Below are 23,078 nucleotides of genomic sequence, written 5' to 3'. Positions count from 1 at the left end.
CTCGCACCACCTCACACATACCAATACGCATCGCCCCGTGATCCGCTCTTCGGATCACGGGGCGATGTCTTTGTTTGAGGGGAGCGTGCGCGGGCATTCCTGTACAGCCTTTAGAGACTGTTGCGGAAGAGTCCTGTCTTCTATTGAGAGTGCTAAGGCATCGCACGCCCAGCACCCCGATGTACCTCTCCGAAGTGATACGCTTTTCCCTTCGCTTTATCGTGCGTATTCCACTTATCCTGCAGAGGGAAAAGTGTCCTTCTCGTGAAGAAAAAAGCACCTTCCCGTAGTGCTATTCTTCTATCTATGTACGTAGTCTTAAAGACCAAGCACGTAAATCCAAATATCCACGTACGTAGATATTAGATCCACGTACGTAGACCAAACTTATTTGCCACTCGTCCATAACTTTTATCCCTACGCAGAGCAACAACCCAATATAAGTCACTTCACAAAGCTATATAGGAATCAGTCCAAATCTATATAGCTTCGCGTCGCGACCAATATAGGTCAGCTCATCGACCTATATAGGAATAGACTGCATCCTATACGGGCTGGAGGAGTAGGTCCAAATAATAAGGGGGAGCAGCATCACGCTGCTCCCCCTCTATGCGGTGTGCCTTGGGGCGATGAAGCCCGTAGGGGCGATACTACTTCTTAGCCGTAGAGTCCGTCTTAGCCTGGACGCCTTCGCCAGCATTGTAGTGCTCGTTGAGGTACTTGATGAAGTCCTCGGTGATGTCGAGCGCGCCTTCTGCGTAGAGGATGTTGTCGCCGACCTTAGTGAGGATGAGCTTGTAGCGGCCATCCTTATTGTATTCCTTGAGCTGTTCGCGGATCGACTTCATCATATCCTCGAGGAGGGACTGCTGCTTGAGAGCGAGCTTTTCGGAGAGCTCAGCGCTGAGAGCCTGACCTTCCTGCTGCATGCGGATGAGCTTCTGCTGCTCAGCCTGCTGGGCTTCTGCCGAGACGAAGGCGTTGATGCGCATACGGCGCTCGAAGTCGGCTGCAGCCTTCTGGATAGCAGCGCTCTTGCCCTGAAGACGGGTCTGGTGAGCGGCGGCATCCTTCTCGAGCGCTTCCTTGATTTCCTGTGCGAACTTATACTGTGAGGTGACACTGTCCATGTTCACAAGAGCAATGGGCAGGCCAGTAGCTTGTACTTCGACGGGCGTGGTGGGGGTAGACTTCTGCTCGGCCTTGTTCCCTCCACAGGAGGAGAGGCAGAGGGAGCTGGTGAGTGCGATGGCGAGTGTGCCGAGGCTTACGAAACCTTTCTTTGTCATAGGTAGATTATGATTTGTATATGGATATGCGGGGGGATAGTGGGGGCTACAGAGGTCGCTTACCCCTCGTTAGCAGCGAGGCGCTCAGCCAGAGTCTTGTGGCGCTGAGCGTCCTTGTGCTGTGACGTGTGGCACGAAATACCACGCTGCTGCATAGCTCGGTTGCCCCCAACGTGTGTGCTGGGGAAGCGCCCGTTCTTCTTGAAGATCACCCCGATAGAGAGGAGGAAGACCACGAGCCCCATAGCGAGGAGTGAGATGAGGAATAGTGACATACTACTCTTTGTCTTTGCCTTTAGAGAGTGAAAAGTATGACTGCACCGACGAAGAGTGCTATCGGAAGGAGTGCCATGCTTGTTTTTTATCGTTATATTTGTTGGGAGCAAAGGTACAAGTTTTCGCTGATTAAGGCCTTAAGTGTACTACGAGGGGCAGAGAAAAGTGCTGCTTGTCGCCCTGCCAACACATTTACCTATACGTAAACATCAAGTAAAGCAATGGAAATTACAGAGCTGAACCCCAAGATTGTCTGGAAGTACTTCCATGAGATCACACAAGTCCCCCGCCCCTCGAAGAAGGAAGAGAAGATCATCGCTTACCTCGAGAAGTTCGCTAAGGACCACGGTATCGAGTACAAGAAGGATAAGGTGGGCAACATCGTCATGTGCAAGCCTGCTACCCCTGGCTACGAAGACCGTGTCAAGCTCATCCTGCAGAGTCACGTCGACATGGTATGCGAGAAGAACGCTGGTACCGTGCACGACTTCGACAACGACCCCATCCGTACCATCATCGATGGCGAATGGCTCCATGCTGACGGCACCACCCTCGGTGCTGACAACGGGATCGGCTGTGCTGCACAGCTCGCCGTCCTCGCCTCGGACGACATCGAACACGGGCCTATCGAAGCCCTCTTCACCATCGACGAAGAGACCGGTATGACCGGTGCCTTCGCCCTCCAGCCTGGCTTCCTCACCGGTAAGATCCTCATCAACCTCGACAGCGAGGACGAAGGTGAGCTCTTCATCGGCTGCGCCGGCGGTAAGGGTATCGTCGCTACCTTCAAGCCCGAGTACAAGGCTGCTCCTCAGGATCTCGTATGGCTCCGTGCCTCCGTCTCTGGCCTCAAGGGCGGTCACTCTGGTGGGGAGATCCACGTCGGCCTCGGCAACGCTAATAAGCTCCTCACGCGCTACCTCTACGCTCTCGAGAAGAACCTCGACTGGTGCCTCGCTGAGATCGGTGGCGGTAACCTCCACAACGCTATCCCCCGCGAAGCTCACGCGCTCATCGGTGTCAAGCCCGCTGACAAGGCTAAGGCTGAGGAACTCCTCCGCGAGCTCGATGCTGCTGTACGCAATGAGCTCAAGGCCGTTGACCCCAAGGTCCGCCTCGATATCGAAGACGCTGCTGCTCCTGCACAGGTCATCGACTGCAAGACGAAGTCCGCTCTCGTACGTGCGCTCTACGCTTGCCCTCACGGCGTACTCGGTATGAGCCACGAGCTGGAAAATCTGGTAGAGACGTCGAATAACCTTGCTTCTATCAAGCAGCGTGACGGCGTCATCCTCGTCGAAACCAGCCAGCGTAGCTCCACGACGAGCCTGCGCGACAGCGCTTCGGAGATGGTAGCCTCTGTCTTCGAGCTCGCTGGTGCTGATGTCAAGGTCACCGACTCTTACCCAGGCTGGAAGCCCAACCCAGACTCTGCTATCCTGAAGGCTTCGGCTGATGCTTATCGCAAGCTCTTCGGCAAGGAAGCAGCTGTCAAGGCTATCCACGCTGGTCTCGAGTGCGGTCTGATCCTCGATGTCTATCCCGACCTCGATATGGTATCCTTCGGTCCTACGCTCCGTGATGTACACTCACCCGCTGAGCGTATCGAGATCAAGACGGTAGACCTCTGGTGGCGTCACCTCCTGCAGGTCCTCAAGGAAATCCCTGCAGCTAAGTAGTCGTCTCGACACTAAGCCCAATCAAGCAGGCTCCCCCTGTGCGAACGCTTCGCACAGGGGGAGCTTTTGTTTTTGTATATGGTGAAGTCACTTCCTCTCGAAGCGTAGAGCATAAGGGCATAGAGAAGGGGCGTGCGAACCAGTAGTGGTCCGAGTGCAAACCAGTAGTGGTTCATAGTACAAACCAGTAGTGGTCGGAGAGCGAACCAGTAGTGGTTCGAGTGCGAATGACTACTGGTCTGTACTGCGGATCACTATTGCTCTGCGTTTCTCAAGTCACTTCCTCGCCTCACGACGCTTTAGTGATAGCCCACCTACCAGCATAAAAGTAGCGCCCCACCTCCTGCTCAGGGAGGTGGGGCGCTATCACATAGGGGGAGGGCTGAAGCTATGCCTTGCGGTGGAAGATATATCCCTTCAGCGGTTGGGGTGAGAAGGACGGCGTTTTGCTCTCTGGGTTGATGGTGACTGATGCCGTGGTGAAGTTGGCTACGAGCTTAGTCGAGCTGATTTCCGCGCGGAAGTCCTTCAAGAGGATCGCTTCGCCGAAGGGTGTGGTACGGATGATGTCGGTGATGTAGAGCGTCTGCCCCTCGAGGCGATAGGAGGTCGTGTAGCTCATCGTGCGAGGGCTCCCCGAGGGCGTGAGGGTGAAGCGCACTTCGCTGTCACTGACGAAGTCGAGGAGCATCGTCCCCGTACCCTCAGTCCATAGAGAGCCGGCGAGGCCGCTGGACTTGGGCTCCTGAGGACTACCCTTGCTACAGCTCTGTAGGCCACAGACGAGGGTGATTAAGAGTAAAAGGAATGGGGTGAGATACCACTGACGCTTGGGGAAGGAGTTGCTTGCCATAGGAGATAAGCGATAGATGGTGGGACTAATGGGCAGCCTCTACGATGTCGAAGAAGAACGGTGCGTAGCCTGCCTGGACGTACGCAGATTTACAGCCCTGTGGGACGATGAGACGCTCGATACGCCCCTGCTTTGTCGTACGGAAGAAAGCCATCGATCCCAGTATCGGAGGGGTCTTCCCGAGGGCACGAACTGTCTCCAGGGATCCGCACAGGGCGAAGGCCTGATCATCGATGCGCTGAAGGCTCTCTGGAAGCGTGATCTCTGGGAGGCTACTGGCATAGAAGGCCAGCGGACCGATGGTGCGTAAGCGCTGGGGGAGCCTGACGGGCTCCTGGATCTGTGCGGAGAAGAAGGCCGCTTCGCCTATACTCCGAAGTGTAGAGGGGAGGAGGAGCTGCTTGATATGGAGCGCCGTCCTCAGGTCGATCTGCTGATTGCTGATGAAGTAGCCATAGGCTCCAGCAGCCAGCGCGCGTGCTCCGAGCGTCTCGAGCCCCTCAGGCAGGCGGAGCGTCTTGGCCTGTATCGTGGAGAGAGGGCCCTTATCCTGATTGGGGTGCTGGATGAAGAAGGAGCTACTGAGTGTGGTGATGGCTGAGGGTCCAGCAAAGGTGATATCATCGAAGCGTCCAGTAAGGGTCACCGCCTTCAGTGATCGGGGGAGGGTAAGCGGACTGCTGAGCTCCAAGAGCGCTCGTAGCTCCTCGAGCCCCTTGGGCAGGAGCAGTTCTTCCTCCACCGAGGAAATCTTGAGGTCGTTTGGTCCACCGTTCTGCTCTTCGAAGAGCTTCGGCTGATCACAGTAAAGGCGCTTGAGGCTCCCAGGAAGCTGTAGCCGTGTCGTGGCAAACTCTCCAAGCTGGAGCTCCTCATAGCCCTCGGGGAAGGTGAGGCTGGTGTAGATGAAGCTCAGCCCGAAGTCAATGAGTCCGCGTATCCCTCGTGGTAGCGTGAGCTGCTTGATGGTCAGCCCTGAGGCAAAGGCACGCGGTAGTGTGTCGTCCGTTACGCCCACTGCAGTAGGCTCTGGGTCACTGTAGAAACGCTTCTTCGGGAGGACCGTGCGCCCGCCACTGACGATGCGTGTATCGGAGAGATCAAGGGCATCGATGCGGGCATTCTGCTCGCTGAAGAAGAGTAGGTCGGAGCCGTTGATCGGGCCATGGACGATGATCTTGGAGAAGTAGGGCATCTCCTTAGCGACCATGGGTAGGAGCCCTGGGACCTTCTGCGTAAGCTCCAGCACTCCATCCGTGTAGGTGTAGGTAGGGGCTGCGTGGTGGCGTACCGTCACAGCTACCGAATCCTCGGAGAAGAAGCCTGAGAGGGGATTACCCAGGCGTACATAGACGGTCGTCTCGCCATCAGTGAGGCCACGTACCCGCCCCTCGCTATCGACTGAGGCGATGGAGGGATCGGCGACACTCCATGAGAGCGCCTCTGTAGGCTTATAGTCTTCGGGGAGGAAGCGATAGGGGAGTGTGTAGGTCTCGAGGGGATTGATCGTGATCGAGCGGTCACGCAGGTAGACCCCAGAGGAGATGAGGGTGAAGTGGCGGCTGGCTCGTACGCTCTTGCCTCCGGACTGGAGTGAGGTGACTAGGACGGTAAGCTCCCCCTTGCGAAGGGGCTTCAGTACGCCCCCGTACTGGATGGATGCGATGCTGGCGTCGGAGACACTCCATGAGAGACGTGGGGACTCCACTCGAGGCGTAGAGGTGACCGAGAGGTGATACTCCCTACCGGTATAGAGGGTGTCAGAGCCTAAGGAGGCTATTGTGAGCGTCTCTATGGCGGGATCCTCCTGTGAGCAGGAGAGAAGGGAGAGGATAGCGAGGAGCGCCGTGAGGGCAATGCGGTAGTTCATACGTGCTGAGCGTGCTTAGTGCGTCTGACGGATGGTGAAGATGATGGGGGATAGACCTTCGCCTGTCGGGGGGATAAGGCGTATCTGGGTGCTGCGATCAGCTCCACTTGTATTCTTATCCAAGTAGAAGGCGATCGAGCTGACATAGCCCGTCTCGGGATCTATCCCGAGCTCTGCCTGGATCCAGCCACTGCGTGCCTGGGGCTTGATGATCTGGATCTGCTCCTGTGAGAGATTGGTGGTGAGGGCGATCGTGGCCACGACCATCTTGATGCTCTCATCGTCGGGGAGGGCTGCCAGATCAAGAGTGGTGTCTTCGCTGGTGGCGAACTCATATACTCCCGTGAAGGGCGCTTGCTCACAAGTGAACTGCAGAGGAGCCAGCTTCGGTCCTATATATTCGCTTCCTACATACGTGCCATAGGTGGCGGTGATGGAGAAGCGTCGGGTGGTGCGTAGCGGGTTGGCCGTGACACGTATCCCCTTTAGATTCGTTAGATCGGGGTAGTCGATAGTTGAGCCTTCGGGTACAGGGGGCTCTGCTCCCCAAGAGCGCTCAGGGAGGGTGACGAAGGTCGGGCGAGTCCACTCGATATCATCATAATGAAGATTCGTTCGGTAGCTGAGGGCAAATTCGGATGCCTCAGCGGGAAGGGTGATACGCTCCTCGCTCTTGCTGTGCTGGCTGTGGAGATAGAGATGGCGGTTGTGGTTGGGTAGCTGGAGGAATCCCCAAAGCTTCTGATCGTTCGTATCATTGGTGATACAGTAGACGAGACTGAAGCCCTTGCTCATCAGGAGTGAGAGATCGAGGAAGTCTGCACTCGTTGTGGTCTGCCCTGTGAGGGTGACTCCACCTGGACTCTTGATGAGTCGGAAGTAGCGCTGTAGTGCTGGACGCTCCATCTGATAATCCTGCGTATCGATGGCGTACTGCCAGAAGGGACTACGATACTTCTCGCGGTAGTCTGGCATCACCTCGCCATCGCCATTCTGCTCTATCTGCCCCTCGAGGTTGTGACTGTCGACGTAGACTGTGAGGTGGAGCTTGCTCAGCGGTAGGTCGGTCTTCAGCGGGATAGAGATCTGCTGGGGAAGCATCCCAAGGCTTGTGAACATCTGCTCGGGGTGTGCAAACGAGACGGTAGAGTGCCCCAGCTGGAGGTAGTCAAAGGAGATCTTTTGGTCTGCGAACTGAGCATCAGCGAGCGTGATGCGTACCCGACGCTGCGCCATACTTGTCGGGATCGCATCCGTACGGAGGCTGATACCCCAGCTATCCTCGGTCTTGATGATCTGTAAGTCGTGCACCCAATCGCTCGAGCCTTCACCGTAGTCATAGCTTATGCGTAGCTGGTCGCCGGAGAGGTTGGTGCGGAAGAGTATGGGGTCGGTATGCGTCCCTCCAGTGGCGGGAAGGGGGATCGTGTAGATCTTCTCTTTGTTGCTATAGTACGAGCTCAAGGGGAAGCCCAAGACAGGGATATAGGGGAAGAGATACCTATCGGTAGCCAGCGATTCGTCTGCCTCCTGACGTATCGTGATACGGCGGGCTGCCTGGCGCCCTCCTCGCTCGATGATCTGGAGGATGAGCTCTGCTTGGCGGGCGAAGGGCGTACTATTGCGCGCAGCATAGACGAGGAGCTGACCACGACGAAGCTCTGTCTCGATCCAGTCCTCTGCCTCGGTGATCTGTAAGCGCTCATCGGTGACTGAGGAGGAAAAGGGGATATATAGGGTGTCCCCTGTACTGCGAGCCGTGAGCTCCAGGCCTTTGCCTCCATCATTGAGGTCAAGCTGTGGCGTCTCCGCTGTACTACGACAGGCGGAGAGGAGAAGTATCGAGAGGAGGGTGAGGAGGTAGGCTTTGACTTTCATCATCATGTGTGTAGCTACTTGGACTTGACCTTGTGTAGGGTAATGTAAGCCGAGATCATCCCTGGCTCAGAGATATGGACGAGGGTAGACTCCTCTTCGGCACGTACGAGCTCCATGATTAGGGTGACGTCGTGCCGCGCATAGGTCGTGGCTATCGGGGGGATGACGTCGATCTCGAAGGTGCCAGCATAGTGGTCGGTATCTCCTCGGAAGGGGAAGAGTGGGAAGGTGAGGAGGACCTTGCTCCCAGCGACACGCCACGTCCCCTTATAGATATTGATCCCATACTGTAGGACGGGGAGTGAGCTCAGCAGTACCTGACCATTGCTCTGGAAGCTAAGCTGGTAGCGCGAGAGGAGTGGATAGACATTATATAGGGCGTCATCGATATAGAGGACACGCTTCCAGGTCTCAAGATCGATGCGATAGGAGCCGAGGATGGTACGATAGTCTATTAGGGCTTGGCTAATCGGATTGCGTTCGCTCCAGGATGGGTCGATGACATCGGTCTCCTTGCTCCAGTAGTCATCTTGAGCTCCTTTACCCGTCATCAGCGCCGAGAAGCTGTAGTCGGGATTGACAAAGAAGGCCTCCATGGTGAGCATATTATTCAATAGGTTGAAGCGACGAATCTTCATCCGATACTCTAGATCTCCGCCGATGGGAGAGCCCACTCGTACAAGGAGCTCTTCAGGGGCCTTGGGGTCCAGAGTCCAGGTGCCTGTGTAGTAGAAGATCGTGCTCCCAAACTCCTCGATGACATAGGTGGCATAGACTTGCCCTGTCTTAGAGAGGTAGAGGGAGTTGAGATGCTTGCCTGCTACGTTGAGTATGGGGCGGGCTGCAGCGGATAGGTTCCCGAGACTTTGTGGGAGGATCACCTCTTGCTTCTCGTGGTCGATCTTCCACGTCACGCCGAGTAGCTTCTCCAGGGTGAGTGAAGAGGGGAACTGGATGCGACTCTTCTGTCCCGAGGTATCGGTCGGGAGATCATTGGTGCAGGCGGTGATGAGTGCAAGGAGTAGCGCAAGGAGGTAGGGGCGTCTGCTTATCATCGGGGCTGAGGTGTGAGGGTGATCTTCTTGAAGTCGGCGACATAGCCACTTTGTAGGGCTACCGAGAAGGCTGGCGTGGCGTGGCCTGTAGCGACATCGTAGGTATAGTATCCGTTGTAGGGAGCTTCGCTACTTGTACGGACATAGCGCAGGTAGAGGCGCCCGTCGATGACCGTCGCGATATTCACACCTTGGCGGAAGGCCGAGGAGGGGCGTAGTGATGCTATCGGCTCTGCATGGCGTGTCGCCAGATCGATGGTGTAGTACTGCCACTCGTCTTGGGGTATCTCGCTTCTGATAGCTGATAGCTGGTGGGCAGAGACCATCGTTAGGAGTTTGCCTTGGTAGGCATAGATCCCGTTGAATCGTGCGGGATAGCTGAGGCCAAGATCCGAGATCTTTACCTGCCAGTCGGGGTCTACTTCATGTCTACCATGGCGGATACGATAGATGAGAGAGTTCTGATAGAAGCCGAGGAGGTCACCTCCTTGGGCGAGGAGGTAGAGGTCACCGGCTTCGTCATGGGCATACTGCAGGAGCTCGGAGGGCGTGCCGAGACGTCCTGTATTCGGCAGGTAGGAGAGCGAGAGGAGGCGGCCTCCGTTCTTAGCTTCGTAGGCGACGAGGTAGCAGTCTCGAGAGAGGTTGGTACGCGAGTCGGACTGGAGCTCGGCATCCATGATCAGTGTCCCTTCGTGCAGTACCATGAGCTTCATCCCCAGGACGAGGCGGGGGAGCTGCTGGCCTGATAGAGCAGGTGTCTTCTCGAGGATGAACTGGCGGATACGCTCCTTGTCGGCTTCGGAGATGAGGATCTTTGCTGGGAGCTTCGCCATCGTCTTGGGATCGAAAGTCGTCACCTCTATGATACGGTCTATAGCGGGAGGTTGGATCAGGAAGCCGAGCTGCTCCCCGATGGCGAAGTTTTTCTCTGCTTGACTAAAGCCGTCGGCATCACTCTCGAGGTAGGCTCGCTCACCGATAGCTTGAGCTGAGGGTGAGAATGTGAGACGTACGGGATTATTGATGAGGAGATCTCCTTGGGCATGGTTGTTCACCGCATTGGAGTAGCGGTAGATCTGGCCATGAGCCTCCAGCAGGCCACCGCCATCCGAGCCAAAGCGCCCAAAGAGGGTATTTCGCTCAAGGATATTGTTGACTCCATCGGAGGTGGGGAGGTGGTCGAAGTAAGAGATATAGCTCTCCTTGTAGCTAAGCCCTTTCATCGGACCCGCAGGGATCGTCGTACTCTTGTAGGTCATCAGCACGTAGCGGTCAGCTCCGAGTATCTCCTCAGTCTCAGACGGGGTGGATGTGGTATGAGGTACCTCTTCCTTGCGGCAGCCTCCGAGGAAGAGAGCGAAGGCGAGTAGCGAGAGTGCTGTGTAGAGAGATAGCTTATTCATCGGGAAGTGCATCGGCGGATTATTCTTGCTGGCCAGCGGAAGCATAGTAGATGCGTAGGCCCTCGGGGGCGTTCTTGACGATACAGCCAGGATTGACTGTGATGGAGCTGGCGCTTATATTGGCCTTAGTGAGGTGACCAAAGTCGAGGTAGTCTATTGGGATCGTGCGTGAAGCGGTGCCGTGAAGACCTCGGAAGTAGACTAAGCCCTTGAAGCCTCGCCACTGCTCTCCGCTGAAGTCAAGGATATTGAAGGCAAACCAGATCTCTTGCTCATCGGTGTGGGGGACGTACTTGCTCGGAGGGAGACTCACCGCCAGTCCATAGACCGAGGCGAACTGACTGCGTAGGTATTCGTGATCCAGTTCTCCCCGAGAGTTGTAGTCACGAAGAGTGAGGTTGCCCTTCTTCTTGGCTGAAGGGGGAACGTTGATTTGTTCGACTTCCTCGACTTCCACATCGAAGGCGAAGGTGTGGGAGAGACTGGGTGCCGTGAGTGTCTCCGTCGCGCCTGAGAAGAGAACTTGCTGGAGCTGGGGAGTGGTACTTGAATTAAGGGGCGAAAGGTCAATCTCTGGGGCATAGAGGTGGAGCAACTCGACCTTCTTGAGTGCGGGACATCCTGATAAGCTAAAATGTACATTACGCCCCCAACTACTACGTGCTACAGCTCCCTTCTTAGGACGTATGCCGATGGATAGCTCTTGGAGAGCAGGGAGCTTGAGCTTGTCAAAGGAGGCTCGGTCGAAGTCTTGGCGCTCAGCAAAGGTGACCTGTAGTCTCTGTAGCTGAGGAAGCTGATTGCTGAGCTGTGTGATGAAGGTGTTGTCAAAGGGGAGGGGACGATAGCGCAGCCCATCAGCACCGTAGACGTCACCTGCCTCCACCGTGATAGATAGGGATGTGATGCTCGGACTGACCTTGCCGAGGAGATCTATATCTCGCAGACGGACATCCTCGAGATAGAGCGAGGTCGCTTGCTCTACGCCGAGCTTGGAAAGGCTGGAGAAGTAGCTCTTGCTGACGATGAGCTTGAAGCGGGCGTCGGGGTGCTGGCGTATGGTGAGGTTGGGCGTCCCTGTGACCTGAATCTCTCGGAGCTTAGCGCAGTCGGTAGCATCGACGATGAGTCCATCCTTAGCCCCTTTGATCTGGAGTCTGCGCAAATCTTGCAGGCCACGCAGGTCGAGGCGTTCAAGTTGCCCTGCTGAGATCTCCAGTGAGGACGTGTGAGGGTAGGCCGAGAGGTTATAGAGTTCACTCATGTCTCGAGGTACATAGTCCATACCTTCGGGCTGAGAGTAGTTGCCATCCTCAAGGGTCAGAAGGACAAGGCTCGGATCATCTTCGTAGGAGGAGAGGTAGCCATGCTCAAGGAAGTAGGCGATACGCTTCTTTCCATTGAGATACCTCTTACGATGCTTAGAATCATAGAGGTAGATCAGGTGGGCATCAGCGAATTTCTCAGCTTTGTCTAATACGCTTTGTAGCGAGTCGCGGACCACCTTGTCACTAAGTAGCTCCAGCTCTTGACGAGCTAAATCGAAGGCCAGTTGGCGAATATAGGCGTTGGCTCTGCTTTGGATCTCCGCCTGATTCATGTGGAGCCGTCCACCGGCCTCTGGACTTATCTGCCGCTCATCACGAGGTAGAGGCTCATAGGAGCGGTGGCAAGCGGAGAGGCAGAAGAGGGCGCCTAAGAGAAGGAGATAGCTTGCGTAGCGATTGATGATCTTGTCCATCATAGAGCAGGGGCTATAGCTTGAATTCGAGGGAGAGGTTGGCATAGCGTCGTGGCTGGGAGAAGCGTATGACGGACTCCAGACCACCGCGGAAGAAGTCGCTGTGCTGGACGAGCATCACAGGGCTGATGATCTGGCGGAGGTCATCCCAAAGCCAGTAGCGGGTATCGGTGAGGTTCATAATCGAGGCACGCAGGGTGAAGTACTTGGCCAGCTTGACGTAGGCGAAGAGGTCCACTGTCACAGCGTTCTGGAAGAAGTAGTAGGGGAACTGGCTGATCTGCTCATCACCATAGAAGCTCTTGACGAAGCGTGTCTGGTCGACGTCCTTTGCCTTGAGGAAGTTTGCACGTAGACTGATACCTGCTCGCTCTTTGGGGAGGTCGTAGTCCAGCCCGAGGACAGCCTTCAGCGGCTGGATCGCAAGCATCGATGTGCCATCGCTGAATCGCCCCTCGGAGTAGTTCAGGGAACCAGTGAGCATAAATTGTCCCGCGCGCTTGAGTTGTGGTAGGAGTTCTTCGAGGAAGAGGCTCGTGCTGAAGTCAATCCCCCAGAGGCGAGCATTCTTCTTATTCTCATTGATCGAGTAGGCTACATCTCTATTCTGCCCATCCAAGAAGACCTTCTGTACTCCATATAGCGGCTCTATATAGTCCTTATAGGTGTTGTAGTAGAAGCTCAGATCGTACGCAAAGTACTTAGGATCAGCTGTGCCAATATGCCACTCGTGGTTGAACGATAGCTCACGACGGAGCTTGGGGTTCGATAGCACGAAGAAGGCCGGAGAGAGACTGACGTACTGGAAGAATCGCTCTTGTGAGGTCGGTACGCGGTAGCCTGTGGAGAATTTGTAGCCGACGCTTAGGTAGGGATTGAAGTCATAGCTGATGATCGCCATGGGGGTAAATCCCCATTCTTGTATGCTGGCCTTATCAAAGTCCATCCCAGCCGTCTTGAGATTCCCGATGAGGTATCCCAGATAGTTAAAGTCGTTGTCTCCCTGCCAGTCTCGGGTGCGAGAGGAGAAGAGATCATAGCGTATCCCTAAGTCAAGCTTGAGGTGGCCCAGCTGGATCTTATCTGAGAGGGCTACGGAGAGGTTGTCTCGATCGGCTGGGCGCTGGAAGGAGTAGATGTAGGAGCTCTGAGGTAGCTCTTCCCCGAAGCGATAGAATTGCCCCTTGTAGCGCACCCCCTCTCGGTAGGTGTTTAGCGGACGGCTGATGTCGACATTCTTATCTGTGGTATGGTGATGCAGGTAAGAGGCATGTAGCGTGAAGAAGTGATATCCGAGTGCTCCGAAGTCTTGGGGCTTGGAGGTGGCCTTGAGGGCAATAGCTTGGTCGTAGAAGCTCATCCCCTTGAGTAGACGGCGCGTCCCTGCTGGGAGATAGTTGGGGCGAAAGTTGCTGATCTCGGGGCGGTATATGGAGCTACGTGTATCGGCGTCGAGGAAGGACTGCTGTCCATTGACATAGATATTAAGCTGGTTGAGCCACGAGGATTCGAGAGGGGTGAATCGGTAGTTGACGTCATAGCGACGGGTCAGTACCTGGTCGTGCCCATAGTAGTAGGGCTCGTGCTGTGAGGTGAGCACGTAGGCGGGCTCCATGGACCAGACTTCAGAGTCGGTCACTTTGTTTTGACTATAGTAGGAGGCTGTGAGCTTGTGATCACCGTGGCGGTAGGCTATCTTGCCGAGGAAGCTCTGCTGCCGATACTCCATCGGGTCGGGTCGGGTAGCGAAGATGCTACGTCGTAGCTCCCCTGTCCCGAAGTTTCGCACTTCATGTCCTGTGCGCTCAGCATAGAGAGCGAGGGCTTCTATCCCCTTATAGACGACTGCACCACCGAGCGAATAGATACGCCCCTTGGCCATGTTGTCTCCACCGATCTTCCCCTGTATCCCATAGATTCGCCCAGGCTCGATCATGGTATGTGCTTCCTTGGTCTCGAAGTTCACTGCGCCTCCGAGAGCTCCTGTGCCGTGCTCGAAGGAGGAAGCTCCCTTCTTGATCTCCACCTTCTTAATGAACTCGGTCTCGAACTGTGGGCGGGCTGAGTTGATGAGTCCATAGGAGCTGAAGACGACGTTTGTCTCCGTCTCGGCCTGTGGCAAGCCATCGACAGAGATGGATACGCGATTCTCATCTACCCCACGTATGGCGAAGCCTTTGTTCCCATAGCGTGATACTGACTCAGAGATGCCGACCCCTGGCATATAGCGAACGAAGTCCTTAGTCGATAGGATGAACTGCCGGCTGATATCGCGATCGGAGACGACCTCTCGGCCGATCTCTTTCTTCTGGACCTTCTTCTCTCGCTTCTTCTCCTTGACGTCGACCTCTTTGATGACGTAGGTGCGGCGCACGGTCGTATCGGTTTTGCTCTTCGCTGGCTCCTGTTGCTGGGCGAGGGTAGGTAGGCTCGCAAGCAAGCTGAGTGAGAAGATACCAGGCAAGAGCATATATCTTGTCTTCATGGGGCGTATCAGTTGCGGTAATAGGTCAGGTGATAGAGGGGCTCGATGCTGATGCCGAGAGGCTTGTCAAGATAGCTCTGGCGCTCATCGACGCTGACGCGCTTGCCATCAGGCAGGGTGAAGGCTTTGAGGCGGAGGATGAAGCGGTCTTGGCTCTGACTCGTGCTCCCTTGGCGCTTCAGTAGGGTCTCGGCGTCTATGACTATCGGTTCCGTGAAGATCGGACTGCGCAAGAGTGCCCCACGGAAGGTGAGCTTGTCCAGCTGCGTCTGATACTCATAGATACAGCCTCCGAGGTCTACCGTCGCCGAGCGATTCTGACCATCATAATATAGAAGGAGTGGGAGCTGTGCCGTACCGTCGATACTGACCTCATTATTGTTGCCAAAGATGATGTAGCGGTCATAGTCATCAAGCTTGAAGGTACGGAAACGCAGGACTTCGTTGTCGGCGATACTGGGATCCTGCTTGATATTGATGTAGTTCTCCTCGTGCTCCAGCTCGCGCTTGAAGCAACTCTGTAGTCCAGCCGATAGGGCACTTATGAAGAGGATGATCTGGAGGATATGTCGTGTCGGTGTCATCATAGCTCGTCGGTACTTAGGGTGCGGGACGGAAGCTCACAGGGCCAGCCCATACATAGTTGGGGGCATAGTTTCGCACCAGGATCGTGCCCCAATGCTGGCGCTCGTCGTAGATACTATAGAAGAGGTAGGGGTCGAGTGGCCCTTCCTGTCCCGTGTCGTCCAAGCCATATTCGTAGCGGGGGATCAGCTGACGAGGACTGTCCTTGTACTTGGCTTGATCGTACTCGAGGGTGATAGCGATGGTGTAGCGACTGCTCTTGGGATAGTCTGTCGAGGGCTTGAGCGGAAGGATGAGCGTCAGATAGCGCTCGCCGAAATAATACCTCTGTCCCGTGGGCTCCATCGGGCCATTGAGCACGGCAAAGATCGAGTTGTCAATGCCACGCCCCCTACCCTCAAAGGACTTGAAGATCTCCCCGCGCTGGTAGCCGTAGGTGAAGGAGTAGTAGCTCGTGGGGAGCTGAAGGGAGTCCAGCTGCAGCTGATGGTCTCGCCCGAAGGTGACCTTCCCCTCGAAGAGCTTCTCCATGGTGTAGGGGATTCGGAGGCTATAGCCTGAGTCCTCACCACGCTTGTATGCCTCCTGATGCCATACTTTCCCCTCAAGCTCGGCCTCACGACCCGTGAAGGTCTTATATGATGCCAGCTCTTGGTCTATACGGCCGATAGCTCGCTCTTGTACGAAGGTGCGAATCTGCTCCTCCTTCTGCTGGTCTCGCAGCGCATAGCTCGGAGCTTCCTTCTCGAGGAACTGTCGGAGCTCCCCCTCAAGAGCGGAGCGGATCTGAAGAAGTACCGTAGGGTCTGTAGCTGGATATTCCTCTGACGCGGAGCCAGCTGAGCCTTGGCGAAGCATCGTCTGGAAGTGGTCGAAGTGCTCACTTGCCAAGAGGGCTTGCAAAGAGTGTGCGCGTAAGCTGAAGCTGAGAGCTTTGCGGATGTAGGTGACTTGGCTGTGGAAGAAAGGATCGCTGCTCAATGTACCAGCTGAGACTCCTCCATGAAGGTAGATCTCTTCCAATCCTCGCTCCACACCGAGAGGATCGGTGAATGCGCTGGTGAAGAGGCTATCTATTTGATGGGCAAGCATACCTTTCTGTTGCAGTTGTTGCTCATAGAGCTCCTTGCCAGGGTCATAGCCCGACTCATGACAGCTGCCGAGCAAGAGTAAGAGCGATAGCATCAGGGGGAGGTGGCGTGCGCTCATGTTTCTTTGCATTTGTTTGTACTTTATGTAGCTATCCTACGCTATAAATGGCTGACACAAAGAAATACTGAATCTCACCTATCCGCAATCCTCGTTAGTAGGTAGTTTTCTTCGATAGCCTACCCATTTATGGTGAATATTGGGGTGAAGAAAGGGGTGAAGGAGAGCTTGTTAGAGGAAGTAGCACCTTACACCTCTTTACATTGGGCATCCCTTTGTTAAAGGGCTCCTTCTTTGTCTGCGCCACGCACGTCGTAGGGCGAAGTGCTACCTTATTATGTATAGGTATATGAGTACGTGGGTGGAGCTATATAGGAGGGTGGCGAAAGCTATATCATTTTGGACTGATCCCTATATAGCTTTGTGAAGTGACCTATATTAGGTTGTTGCTCCGCGTAGGGATAAAAGTTATGGACGAGTGGCAGATAAGTTTGGACTACGCACGTGGCTCTAATATCTACGTACGTGGATATTTGGATTTGCGTGCCTGGTCCTTAAGACTACGTGCATAGATAGAAGAATACCACTATGGGAAGGCGCTTTTCATACCCTCCGCGCGAATAAATTTGCCCCCCGATGCATCCGAATAGATGCAGTGGGAGGCAAGCTAATGAAGTGGTGACTACAGCCTTAGAGGCGACGGCGGAGCTCACCGAGGAGGAGCGCCGTGGCGATGGCTACATTGAGGGATTCGGTATGTGAGTTCTCCGCTGGATAGGGCGGGATCGTGATGCGACGATCGATGTGCGGCTCCAGATCGGGGTGGATGCCTTGACCTTCGTTGCCCATAATGAGTAGCACGGGTTCGTCCTTCCCCGTGGGAAGCTCCGTCGTGTAGAGGTCTTCGCCCCCGAGGAAGGTGCCGAGGCGTGGCCCCGAGAAGCCCTTGAGGAAGGTGACTGTGTCGCTTAGACGATGGATCTTGACACGGGTGAGTGCGCCCATCGTGGCCTGCACGACCTTCGGAGCGAAGGGATCGGCGGTGCCTGGTGCGAGGTAGAGGTGCTCAATGCCGAACCAGTCCGCCGTGCGGATGATCGTACCGAGGTTCCCTGGATCTTGGATGCGATCAAGGAGTAGGCTGACGCCCGAGGCGATGGGACTTCCTTCGTCCTCTTGGGGGAGGGTGAAGACCCCAAGAAGGGGCTGAGGCTGGCGCTGCGAACTCACACGCCCCCAGTCGAAGCTCTCGGGCACGACCTCGAGGCGCTTGGGGCGGAGGGCTTGCGGTAGCTTGTCGAGCTGTCGGCCGATGTCACGCGCCGTCTCTTCATCAGCAAGAAGAAGCTCACAGGGGAAGGCGCCGAGCATCTCCCCTGTGAGCTTAATTCCCTCGGCGATGAAGCGCTGCTGTGATGAGCGGCCCTTAGCATCGTGGAGGCTGCGGATGTCCTTGATCTCCGCCTTACTCAGCATCGAAGCGGACTTCCTTGAAGGCATAGGCACGCTCCCAGCCATCCTCACGCTGTAGGACGAGGCGGCCTTCGGGAGTGACGTCCTTGATCTGTGCGCGGAACTGCCCCTGGATATCGGTGAAGGGGAAGAAGCCGTCTCTGCGATACAGATACTTCATATAGTGGCGGTGCACATCTTGGTAGCGACCGAGGAGGAAGTCGGGGAGCAGCTGTGAGAGCTCGCTATGCAGACGGATGAGGACTTCCATGGGCTCGAGGCTTCTGCCCGTGATCATACGCAGGGAGATAGCTGAGGGGAGCTCGGGTGGGAAGGCTTCGTCATTGATATTCATCCCGATGCCGATGACCGAGTAGTCTACTCGGGCTCCCGTGAGGCTGTGCTCGATGAGGATACCAGCGAGCTTGCGGTCACCGTAGAAGATATCGTTGGGCCACTTGACGCGGAGCTGCTGCTTCTGGTCGTCGGTCATATAGGAGGCGAAGGTGCGCATCACTGCCCAGGCTGCCAGCTCCGAGACGGCGAACTGCTGCTTGCCCTGCAGCATGTCGGAGCGCAGGAGGATGGAGAAGGTCAAGCTATCTCCTGGGCGCGAGGTCCAGGTGTTGCCTCGCATGCCACGCCCTGCCGTCTGCTGGCGGCATACGACGGTGTGGAGCTGAGGGAGGTCACGCCCCGAGGCGATCTGACCTGTGAGATAGGTATTCGTGCTGTCTACCTGGTCGATGAATTCAAGCAGTGAAGTATCCATGTGCTTAGGTAATATTGAGGGTGGGTGAATAGGTGGGGTTAGTCTTCTTCGGGTAGGGGAGTGATACCGAGCTCAGTGCGTACCCGCTTCGTGAGCTTAGCTGAGGCCTCATTCCACGAGTGGCGGATGAGGGAGCGAAGGAGCTTCGGTGGGAGGAGCTGATCGAGGAGCAGGGTATTCCAGTACTTTTTGTTGAGGTGGTAGCCTGGTATGATGGCAGGGTAAGCAGCTCGGAGATCCTCAGCTCTGTCGGGATCGCACTTGAGAGAGAGCCGGGGCTCACCGCCATCTGGAGCCATGATAGCGAAGACGCGATCCACGACTTTATATACGATATATCCGTCCCCAAAGGGCATACCCTCACTGCTGTGCGGGAGCGAGAGACAGTAGTCGTGCAGCTGCTCAATATCCATAGATATGTTTATTATCCCTAAATTTGCCTCACTCATGAAGCCTGACTGGTGAGTTCTCAAGCTCTATGTGAGGCTGTGCTTATGAAACAAATGTATGAAAAAGCTGGTATTTGCGAGCAATAATGCTCATAAGCTGGAGGAGGTCCGTGCCCTCTTCTCCGGACGTCTGGAGGTGGTCAGTCTCGCTGACATCGGGTGTCACGAGGAGATCCCTGAGACTGCCGATACCCTGGAGGGGAATGCTCTCATCAAGGCGCGTCACGTCTGGGAGCGCTACGGGCTCTATTGCTTTGCCGATGATACGGGGCTTGAGGTCGAGGCTCTTGACGGAGCTCCTGGAGTCTACTCCGCACGCTTCGCAGGGGAGCATGCGACCTTCGAAGAGAATGTAGCCCTCCTTCTGGAGCGTCTCAAGGGGGTGCCTGCCCCACGTCGTGCCTGCTTCCGTACCGTCATCGCTCTCATCGACGAATACGGGACGCACTTCTTCGAGGGTGCAGTCAATGGCGAGATCACGCTCGAGCGCTCAGGTGACCATGGCTTCGGCTATGACCCCGTCTTCCGTCCGGAGGGATGCCAGCAGACTTTCGCCGAGCTGAGTAGTGAGGAGAAGAATGCGATGAGCCACCGCGGACGTGCTGTCCAGCGCCTCGCCCGCTATCTCCATGCTCTGCCTCTCGATGAATAGTGATAAGGTGAATACATAAGTAGTCCTATGAAGTCTCTCACGCTCGGTCGCATCGTCTACCTCATCTATTTCTTCCTGATAGGTGGACCGCTCCTTGTCCTAGCTACGATCGTCTGCTGCCTTACGATCATCATCGCGAGCTATACAGGCGCCCCGGCATCTTTCATCAGCCGAGCTACTAAGCTCTGGTCTTGGACGTGCCTGGCCGTCTCGCTGTGCCGTGTCGAGGTGCGTGGGCGAGAGAATCTACCGACATCCGATGCGCCCTGCGTAGTGGTAGCCAACCATCAGAGCGCCTACGATATATTCGTCCTCAATGCCTATATAGGTATCCCCTTCAAGTGGGTGATGAAGTCCGAGCTTCGCCGTCTCCCGCTTGTGGGTAAGGCGTGTGAAGCTGCACACTTCATCTTTGTCGATGAGACGCGTGTCTCTTCTATTGCACAGACGATCGAGGACGCCAAGAAAGTCCTGGCGACAGGCAACTCTATATTCATCTTCCCCGAGGGAAGTCGTACCGAGACGGGACGTCTTACCCGCTTCAAGAAGGGAGCTTTCGTGATGGCCTCGGAGCTGGATGTCCCCATCCTGCCCGTCACGATCGATGGGGCCTTTGAGGTCCTACCGCGTGGTACCTACCTGCCGCATCCACGTCGCGTGGTGCTGACGGTACACCCCGCATTTCATATGAGTGAGCAGGGCACTCCGCCGGCACATATCCCCGCCTCAGCCCGCCTTGCGCAGCAGACCATCGCCTCGGCTCTACCCGCTGAAGGGTAGTTCCTCGTAGTGTGAGACATATCTAAAGACTTCTACCACAGCGAGGGCGGAGTGACTCTTGGAGTCGCTCCGCCCTCGCTTGTTTTTGGTCTCTTCCCTCTCTATGGGTAGGGGCGCTTTGCTCATAAAAGACTAATTTAATGGTTCGGTAGCGCATCTTATTGGTAGAGGAATGTACTATGTTTTTAGTATAGACGTTCTATATACCGTGGGTGCGTATAGAGTATTTCCTATGAGAGCAGCATCTCCCCTTTCGTACCACACACCCTACTAACATTGTAAGGGGCTTCGTAACTGCGCAGCCTCGCTCATCCCTAATCTCATCATGTTTGGTTCTTATTACCGTATGATTCGGCCTTTGAGCCTAATGTTTGTCCTTCTTCTTGCTGGCACTTCGTGCTCCAAGACAGCAGATGCACCTACCATCACGCACGCTGAGGACGACAGTCGAATTACCCTGTCATCTACCAACACTGGGGAGTCCATCGAGCTGGATATCGAAGCATCCGCCGAGGAGCTCCCTGTCCTTGGCTCTGGTGCAGAAGCCAAGTCCCTCGGCTTTGCCTACAATGGCCCCAAAAAGATTGCCCTTGAGCTTGATGAAAGCAAGACCGAGTACAAGGGGCTTGTGATCCTTCGTACAGTCGGGCAGAATCAGCCCAACGGCCAAGCTCCCTACATCTACTCCCTGATGAAGTGGAAGCGCAATGGTAAGAAGGCCCTCACGATCCGTGGAGAGTCTATCAATCTACCCACGCACATTCCCTTCGAACGCTATGAGTGGGAGGCCATACTTTACCTCGTGCCCGATGACTTCGAGCTGAATCTAACTCCTGCTGGAAGAGTCCCTGCCTCGGATCTTATCCTTACCTATAAGTCTCTACGTGCTGGTGGTGAGCAGGGCTTGGTCAATACAACGCAGAATTGGACCTTCTCTCTTGAAGTCCCCTATGCCTCTCCCTGGACTCGCCTCGCTAAGATGAAGGTTGCAGGGGGCAGAAGTAAGCTGGTGAATCCCAGCTTCCATCTCCGTCCTCTCGGGACGATGGTAGCCTACACCGTACACAACTCCCGTACGAAGGCTCTTAGCCTCTCGGCTATCAAGGTCGTCTCAAACGTCCTCCTGCCCGAGGCTAAGATTGACCTCAACCCAGGTCTACTGGATAAGCTCGGTGCTAATGAGCTTCCCTCTTGGTTGGGCTACAGCTCAAACTACGAGAACCACACCCACTCCTACGACTTCCCCGTCTCTAATCTGGCTTCGGGTAGCACGACCTCTGATGCGGTCGTTGTGTGGTATCCTACCTCACGCGCAGCTTCTCGCACGAGCTTCGGCTACAATGATGGCACAGCAGAGTCAAGCCCCAGCTATCAGGTGATCTTCCCAGAGGCCTCTCGCTCTATCGATCCAGAAGCCGCCTCGCGCTATGCCACGACGCACGTCTATGCTGTCGGTGCGAGCGAAGGTGGACAGAGCATCGCTAAGCCTAACATGGCGATCGTGCCTATTATGGGGACTGACCTCAACCTCAAGAGTGGGAAGGCCTACCATATGAACTGCGAGCTCTATGAGCAGCCCAATATCCAGCTGGGCTATATGTCTCGTCGCCCCCTCTCCTATGCCGCTGCAGGTAGCAAGCAGCAGACCCAGCCTCGTCTCTTCTTCCTCCCAGAGACCGAGGAGCAGATCAATGAGAATGTCAGCCTCTTCACGCTCGATCAGCTCAGCCGCTATCTGGATCGCTCTAATCCCGCACAGCCACGTCAGACGACTCCCATCCAGATCGACGGGACGAACTACTATATCCCTGACCACAACACGCTGGCGTTAGCAGGGATCACCCGTAGCAACGCCGTCTTCTATAGCAACAAGCGCTATGACGGTAATACCCCTCCAGCCGTCTCCGATGGCCGTATCGTCATGGCTGAGCGTGTATTCACTCCGATCGAGGGCGGTAAGCTCCAGCAGCCTCGTCGCGAGCGCGTCATCACCTATTCTGATGGAGCTAAGCACGTCTCTACCTCACTGCTCTTCCGTCACGACACGCTCGCAGCCGTCGCAGGCCGCCCTGTGCGTAGCGATCATCAGGCGGTCTACCGCTTCACGCCCGTCTTCTACACGGGTAAGGGCTCCAATAGTAAGAACCCCTATATGTGCTATATCGAGGCTACGGCAGTCTATCTCGGTAAGTACTTCGTCGGGGATATCAAGGAGTTCATCCCTCAGTCCTTCTGGGATGATCATCAGAATACAGCGAATAAGGTCGTACGCTGGTTCTTCGTCCCTGGTACGTATGAAGGGGACATCAAGCAGCGTGGGGTACGTGCTGCTTACTGGTCGCTTGATCCCTCGAACTTCAGTCCAGACAGCCGTGGGCGCTATGTCACGGCTCCCTGTATCGGGCGCTATGGGTTCTACGGCAATGAGGAATATAGCTCTGCTTCGCAAGCTGCTAAGTGGAGTGCTCGCGTCCTGCATCCCTATTCGCTCACCTATCAGGGTGACAATCACTAAGGGCTTCGTGAAGTCCTGACTATCCGCTACGGGCGGGGTGACCTCTGTGGTCGCCCCGCCCGTAGTGCTTTGTGATCCCCCCAAATCAACCAGTACTGGTCACCCGCGTGACCAGTACTGCTCCGACTGCGAACCAGTACTGGTCACTATGGTCAACCAGTACTGGTCCGATCGCTGACCAGTACTGGTTGC

The 23,078-nt window shown here is 55.6% G+C and carries 18 protein-coding genes; 4 read left to right on the top strand and 14 right to left on the bottom strand.

What is annotated here, in order from left to right; genetic code table 11:
• Window positions 1–650: 650 nt before the first annotated feature.
• On the bottom strand, window positions 651–1,289 hold the full coding sequence (locus IEX77_RS06130) for an OmpH/Skp family outer membrane protein (RefSeq protein WP_060935943.1): 639 nt from the start codon (window positions 1,287–1,289) through the stop codon (window positions 651–653).
• Window positions 1,290–1,348: 59 nt separating this feature from the next.
• The gene (locus IEX77_RS06125; RefSeq protein ID WP_060935944.1) at window positions 1,349–1,564 is read right to left on the bottom strand and encodes a hypothetical protein; all 216 of its coding nucleotides are present in this window, start codon (window positions 1,562–1,564) and stop codon (window positions 1,349–1,351) included.
• Window positions 1,565–1,786: 222 nt separating this feature from the next.
• Between IEX77_RS06125 and IEX77_RS06120 the strand changes: the two genes are divergently transcribed.
• Window positions 1,787–3,244 carry an aminoacyl-histidine dipeptidase gene (locus IEX77_RS06120; protein WP_009432290.1) on the top strand — a complete coding sequence of 486 codons (1,458 nt, stop codon included), beginning with the start codon at window positions 1,787–1,789 and terminating at the stop codon, window positions 3,242–3,244.
• Window positions 3,245–3,632: 388 nt separating this feature from the next.
• On the opposite strand, the gene IEX77_RS06115 is transcribed toward IEX77_RS06120, so the two are convergent.
• The 12 genes from IEX77_RS06115 to IEX77_RS06060 all read right to left on the bottom strand — a co-directional run bounded on the left by IEX77_RS06115 (window position 3,633) and on the right by IEX77_RS06060 (window position 18,903).
• Entirely contained in the window at window positions 3,633–4,097 is a 465-nt protein-coding gene (locus IEX77_RS06115; protein ID WP_188808155.1) for a hypothetical protein, read from the bottom strand.
• Between the two features lie 25 nt (window positions 4,098–4,122).
• Window positions 4,123–5,967, bottom strand: coding sequence for a leucine-rich repeat protein (locus IEX77_RS06110; RefSeq protein ID WP_188808154.1), 1,845 nt, complete (start codon window positions 5,965–5,967; stop codon window positions 4,123–4,125).
• A gap of 15 nt (window positions 5,968–5,982) precedes the next feature.
• A complete protein-coding gene (locus IEX77_RS06105) occupies window positions 5,983–7,848 on the bottom strand; it encodes a hypothetical protein (RefSeq protein ID WP_188808153.1) in 1,866 nt (621 codons plus the stop codon).
• Between the two features lie 11 nt (window positions 7,849–7,859).
• Entirely contained in the window at window positions 7,860–8,900 is a 1,041-nt protein-coding gene (locus IEX77_RS06100) for a hypothetical protein (protein ID WP_188808152.1), read from the bottom strand.
• Window positions 8,897–10,306 (bottom strand): DUF4374 domain-containing protein, encoded by a 1,410-nt coding sequence (locus IEX77_RS06095; RefSeq protein ID WP_188808151.1) that lies wholly within the window; start codon window positions 10,304–10,306, stop codon window positions 8,897–8,899. The genes IEX77_RS06100 and IEX77_RS06095 overlap by 4 nt, the downstream gene beginning before the upstream one ends.
• A 19-nt stretch (window positions 10,307–10,325) precedes the next feature.
• Window positions 10,326–12,050, bottom strand: coding sequence for a hypothetical protein (locus IEX77_RS06090; RefSeq protein WP_188808150.1), 1,725 nt, complete (start codon window positions 12,048–12,050; stop codon window positions 10,326–10,328).
• Between the two features lie 10 nt (window positions 12,051–12,060).
• A complete protein-coding gene (locus tag IEX77_RS06085; protein WP_188808149.1) occupies window positions 12,061–14,532 on the bottom strand; it encodes a TonB-dependent hemoglobin/transferrin/lactoferrin family receptor in 2,472 nt (823 codons plus the stop codon).
• Between the two features lie 8 nt (window positions 14,533–14,540).
• Window positions 14,541–15,119 (bottom strand): hypothetical protein, encoded by a 579-nt coding sequence (locus IEX77_RS06080; RefSeq protein WP_188808148.1) that lies wholly within the window; start codon window positions 15,117–15,119, stop codon window positions 14,541–14,543.
• A gap of 13 nt (window positions 15,120–15,132) precedes the next feature.
• Window positions 15,133–16,338, bottom strand: a complete 1,206-nt coding sequence (locus IEX77_RS06075; protein ID WP_188808147.1) for a hypothetical protein — start codon at window positions 16,336–16,338, stop codon at window positions 15,133–15,135.
• A 618-nt stretch (window positions 16,339–16,956) separates the two neighbouring features.
• A complete protein-coding gene (locus IEX77_RS06070; protein WP_188808201.1) occupies window positions 16,957–17,742 on the bottom strand; it encodes a TrmH family RNA methyltransferase in 786 nt (261 codons plus the stop codon).
• On the bottom strand, window positions 17,732–18,490 hold the full coding sequence (locus tag IEX77_RS06065; RefSeq protein ID WP_188808146.1) for a biotin--[acetyl-CoA-carboxylase] ligase: 759 nt from the start codon (window positions 18,488–18,490) through the stop codon (window positions 17,732–17,734). Before IEX77_RS06065 ends, IEX77_RS06070 begins: the two co-directional genes overlap by 11 nt.
• Before the next feature lie 38 nt (window positions 18,491–18,528).
• The gene (locus tag IEX77_RS06060; RefSeq protein ID WP_188808145.1) at window positions 18,529–18,903 is read right to left on the bottom strand and encodes an MmcQ/YjbR family DNA-binding protein; all 375 of its coding nucleotides are present in this window, start codon (window positions 18,901–18,903) and stop codon (window positions 18,529–18,531) included.
• A gap of 94 nt (window positions 18,904–18,997) precedes the next feature.
• Here IEX77_RS06060 and IEX77_RS06055 point away from each other — a divergent pair, with 94 nt between their 5' ends.
• The 3 genes from IEX77_RS06055 to IEX77_RS06045 all read left to right on the top strand — a co-directional run bounded on the left by IEX77_RS06055 (window position 18,998) and on the right by IEX77_RS06045 (window position 22,886).
• The gene (locus IEX77_RS06055; protein WP_060935959.1) at window positions 18,998–19,591 is read left to right on the top strand and encodes a non-canonical purine NTP diphosphatase; all 594 of its coding nucleotides are present in this window, start codon (window positions 18,998–19,000) and stop codon (window positions 19,589–19,591) included.
• A 27-nt stretch (window positions 19,592–19,618) separates the two neighbouring features.
• Window positions 19,619–20,371, top strand: a complete 753-nt coding sequence (locus IEX77_RS06050; RefSeq protein WP_009432277.1) for a lysophospholipid acyltransferase family protein — start codon at window positions 19,619–19,621, stop codon at window positions 20,369–20,371.
• 367 nt (window positions 20,372–20,738) lie between these two features.
• Window positions 20,739–22,886, top strand: a complete 2,148-nt coding sequence (locus tag IEX77_RS06045; protein ID WP_188808144.1) for a hypothetical protein — start codon at window positions 20,739–20,741, stop codon at window positions 22,884–22,886.
• The last annotated feature ends 192 nt before the right edge of the window (window positions 22,887–23,078 follow it).

Origin of the sequence: Porphyromonas pasteri, assembly GCF_014647755.1 — a bacterium.
Taxonomy (GTDB): domain Bacteria; phylum Bacteroidota; class Bacteroidia; order Bacteroidales; family Porphyromonadaceae; genus Porphyromonas; species Porphyromonas pasteri.
This window is presented reverse-complemented; position numbering and strand designations above follow the sequence as displayed.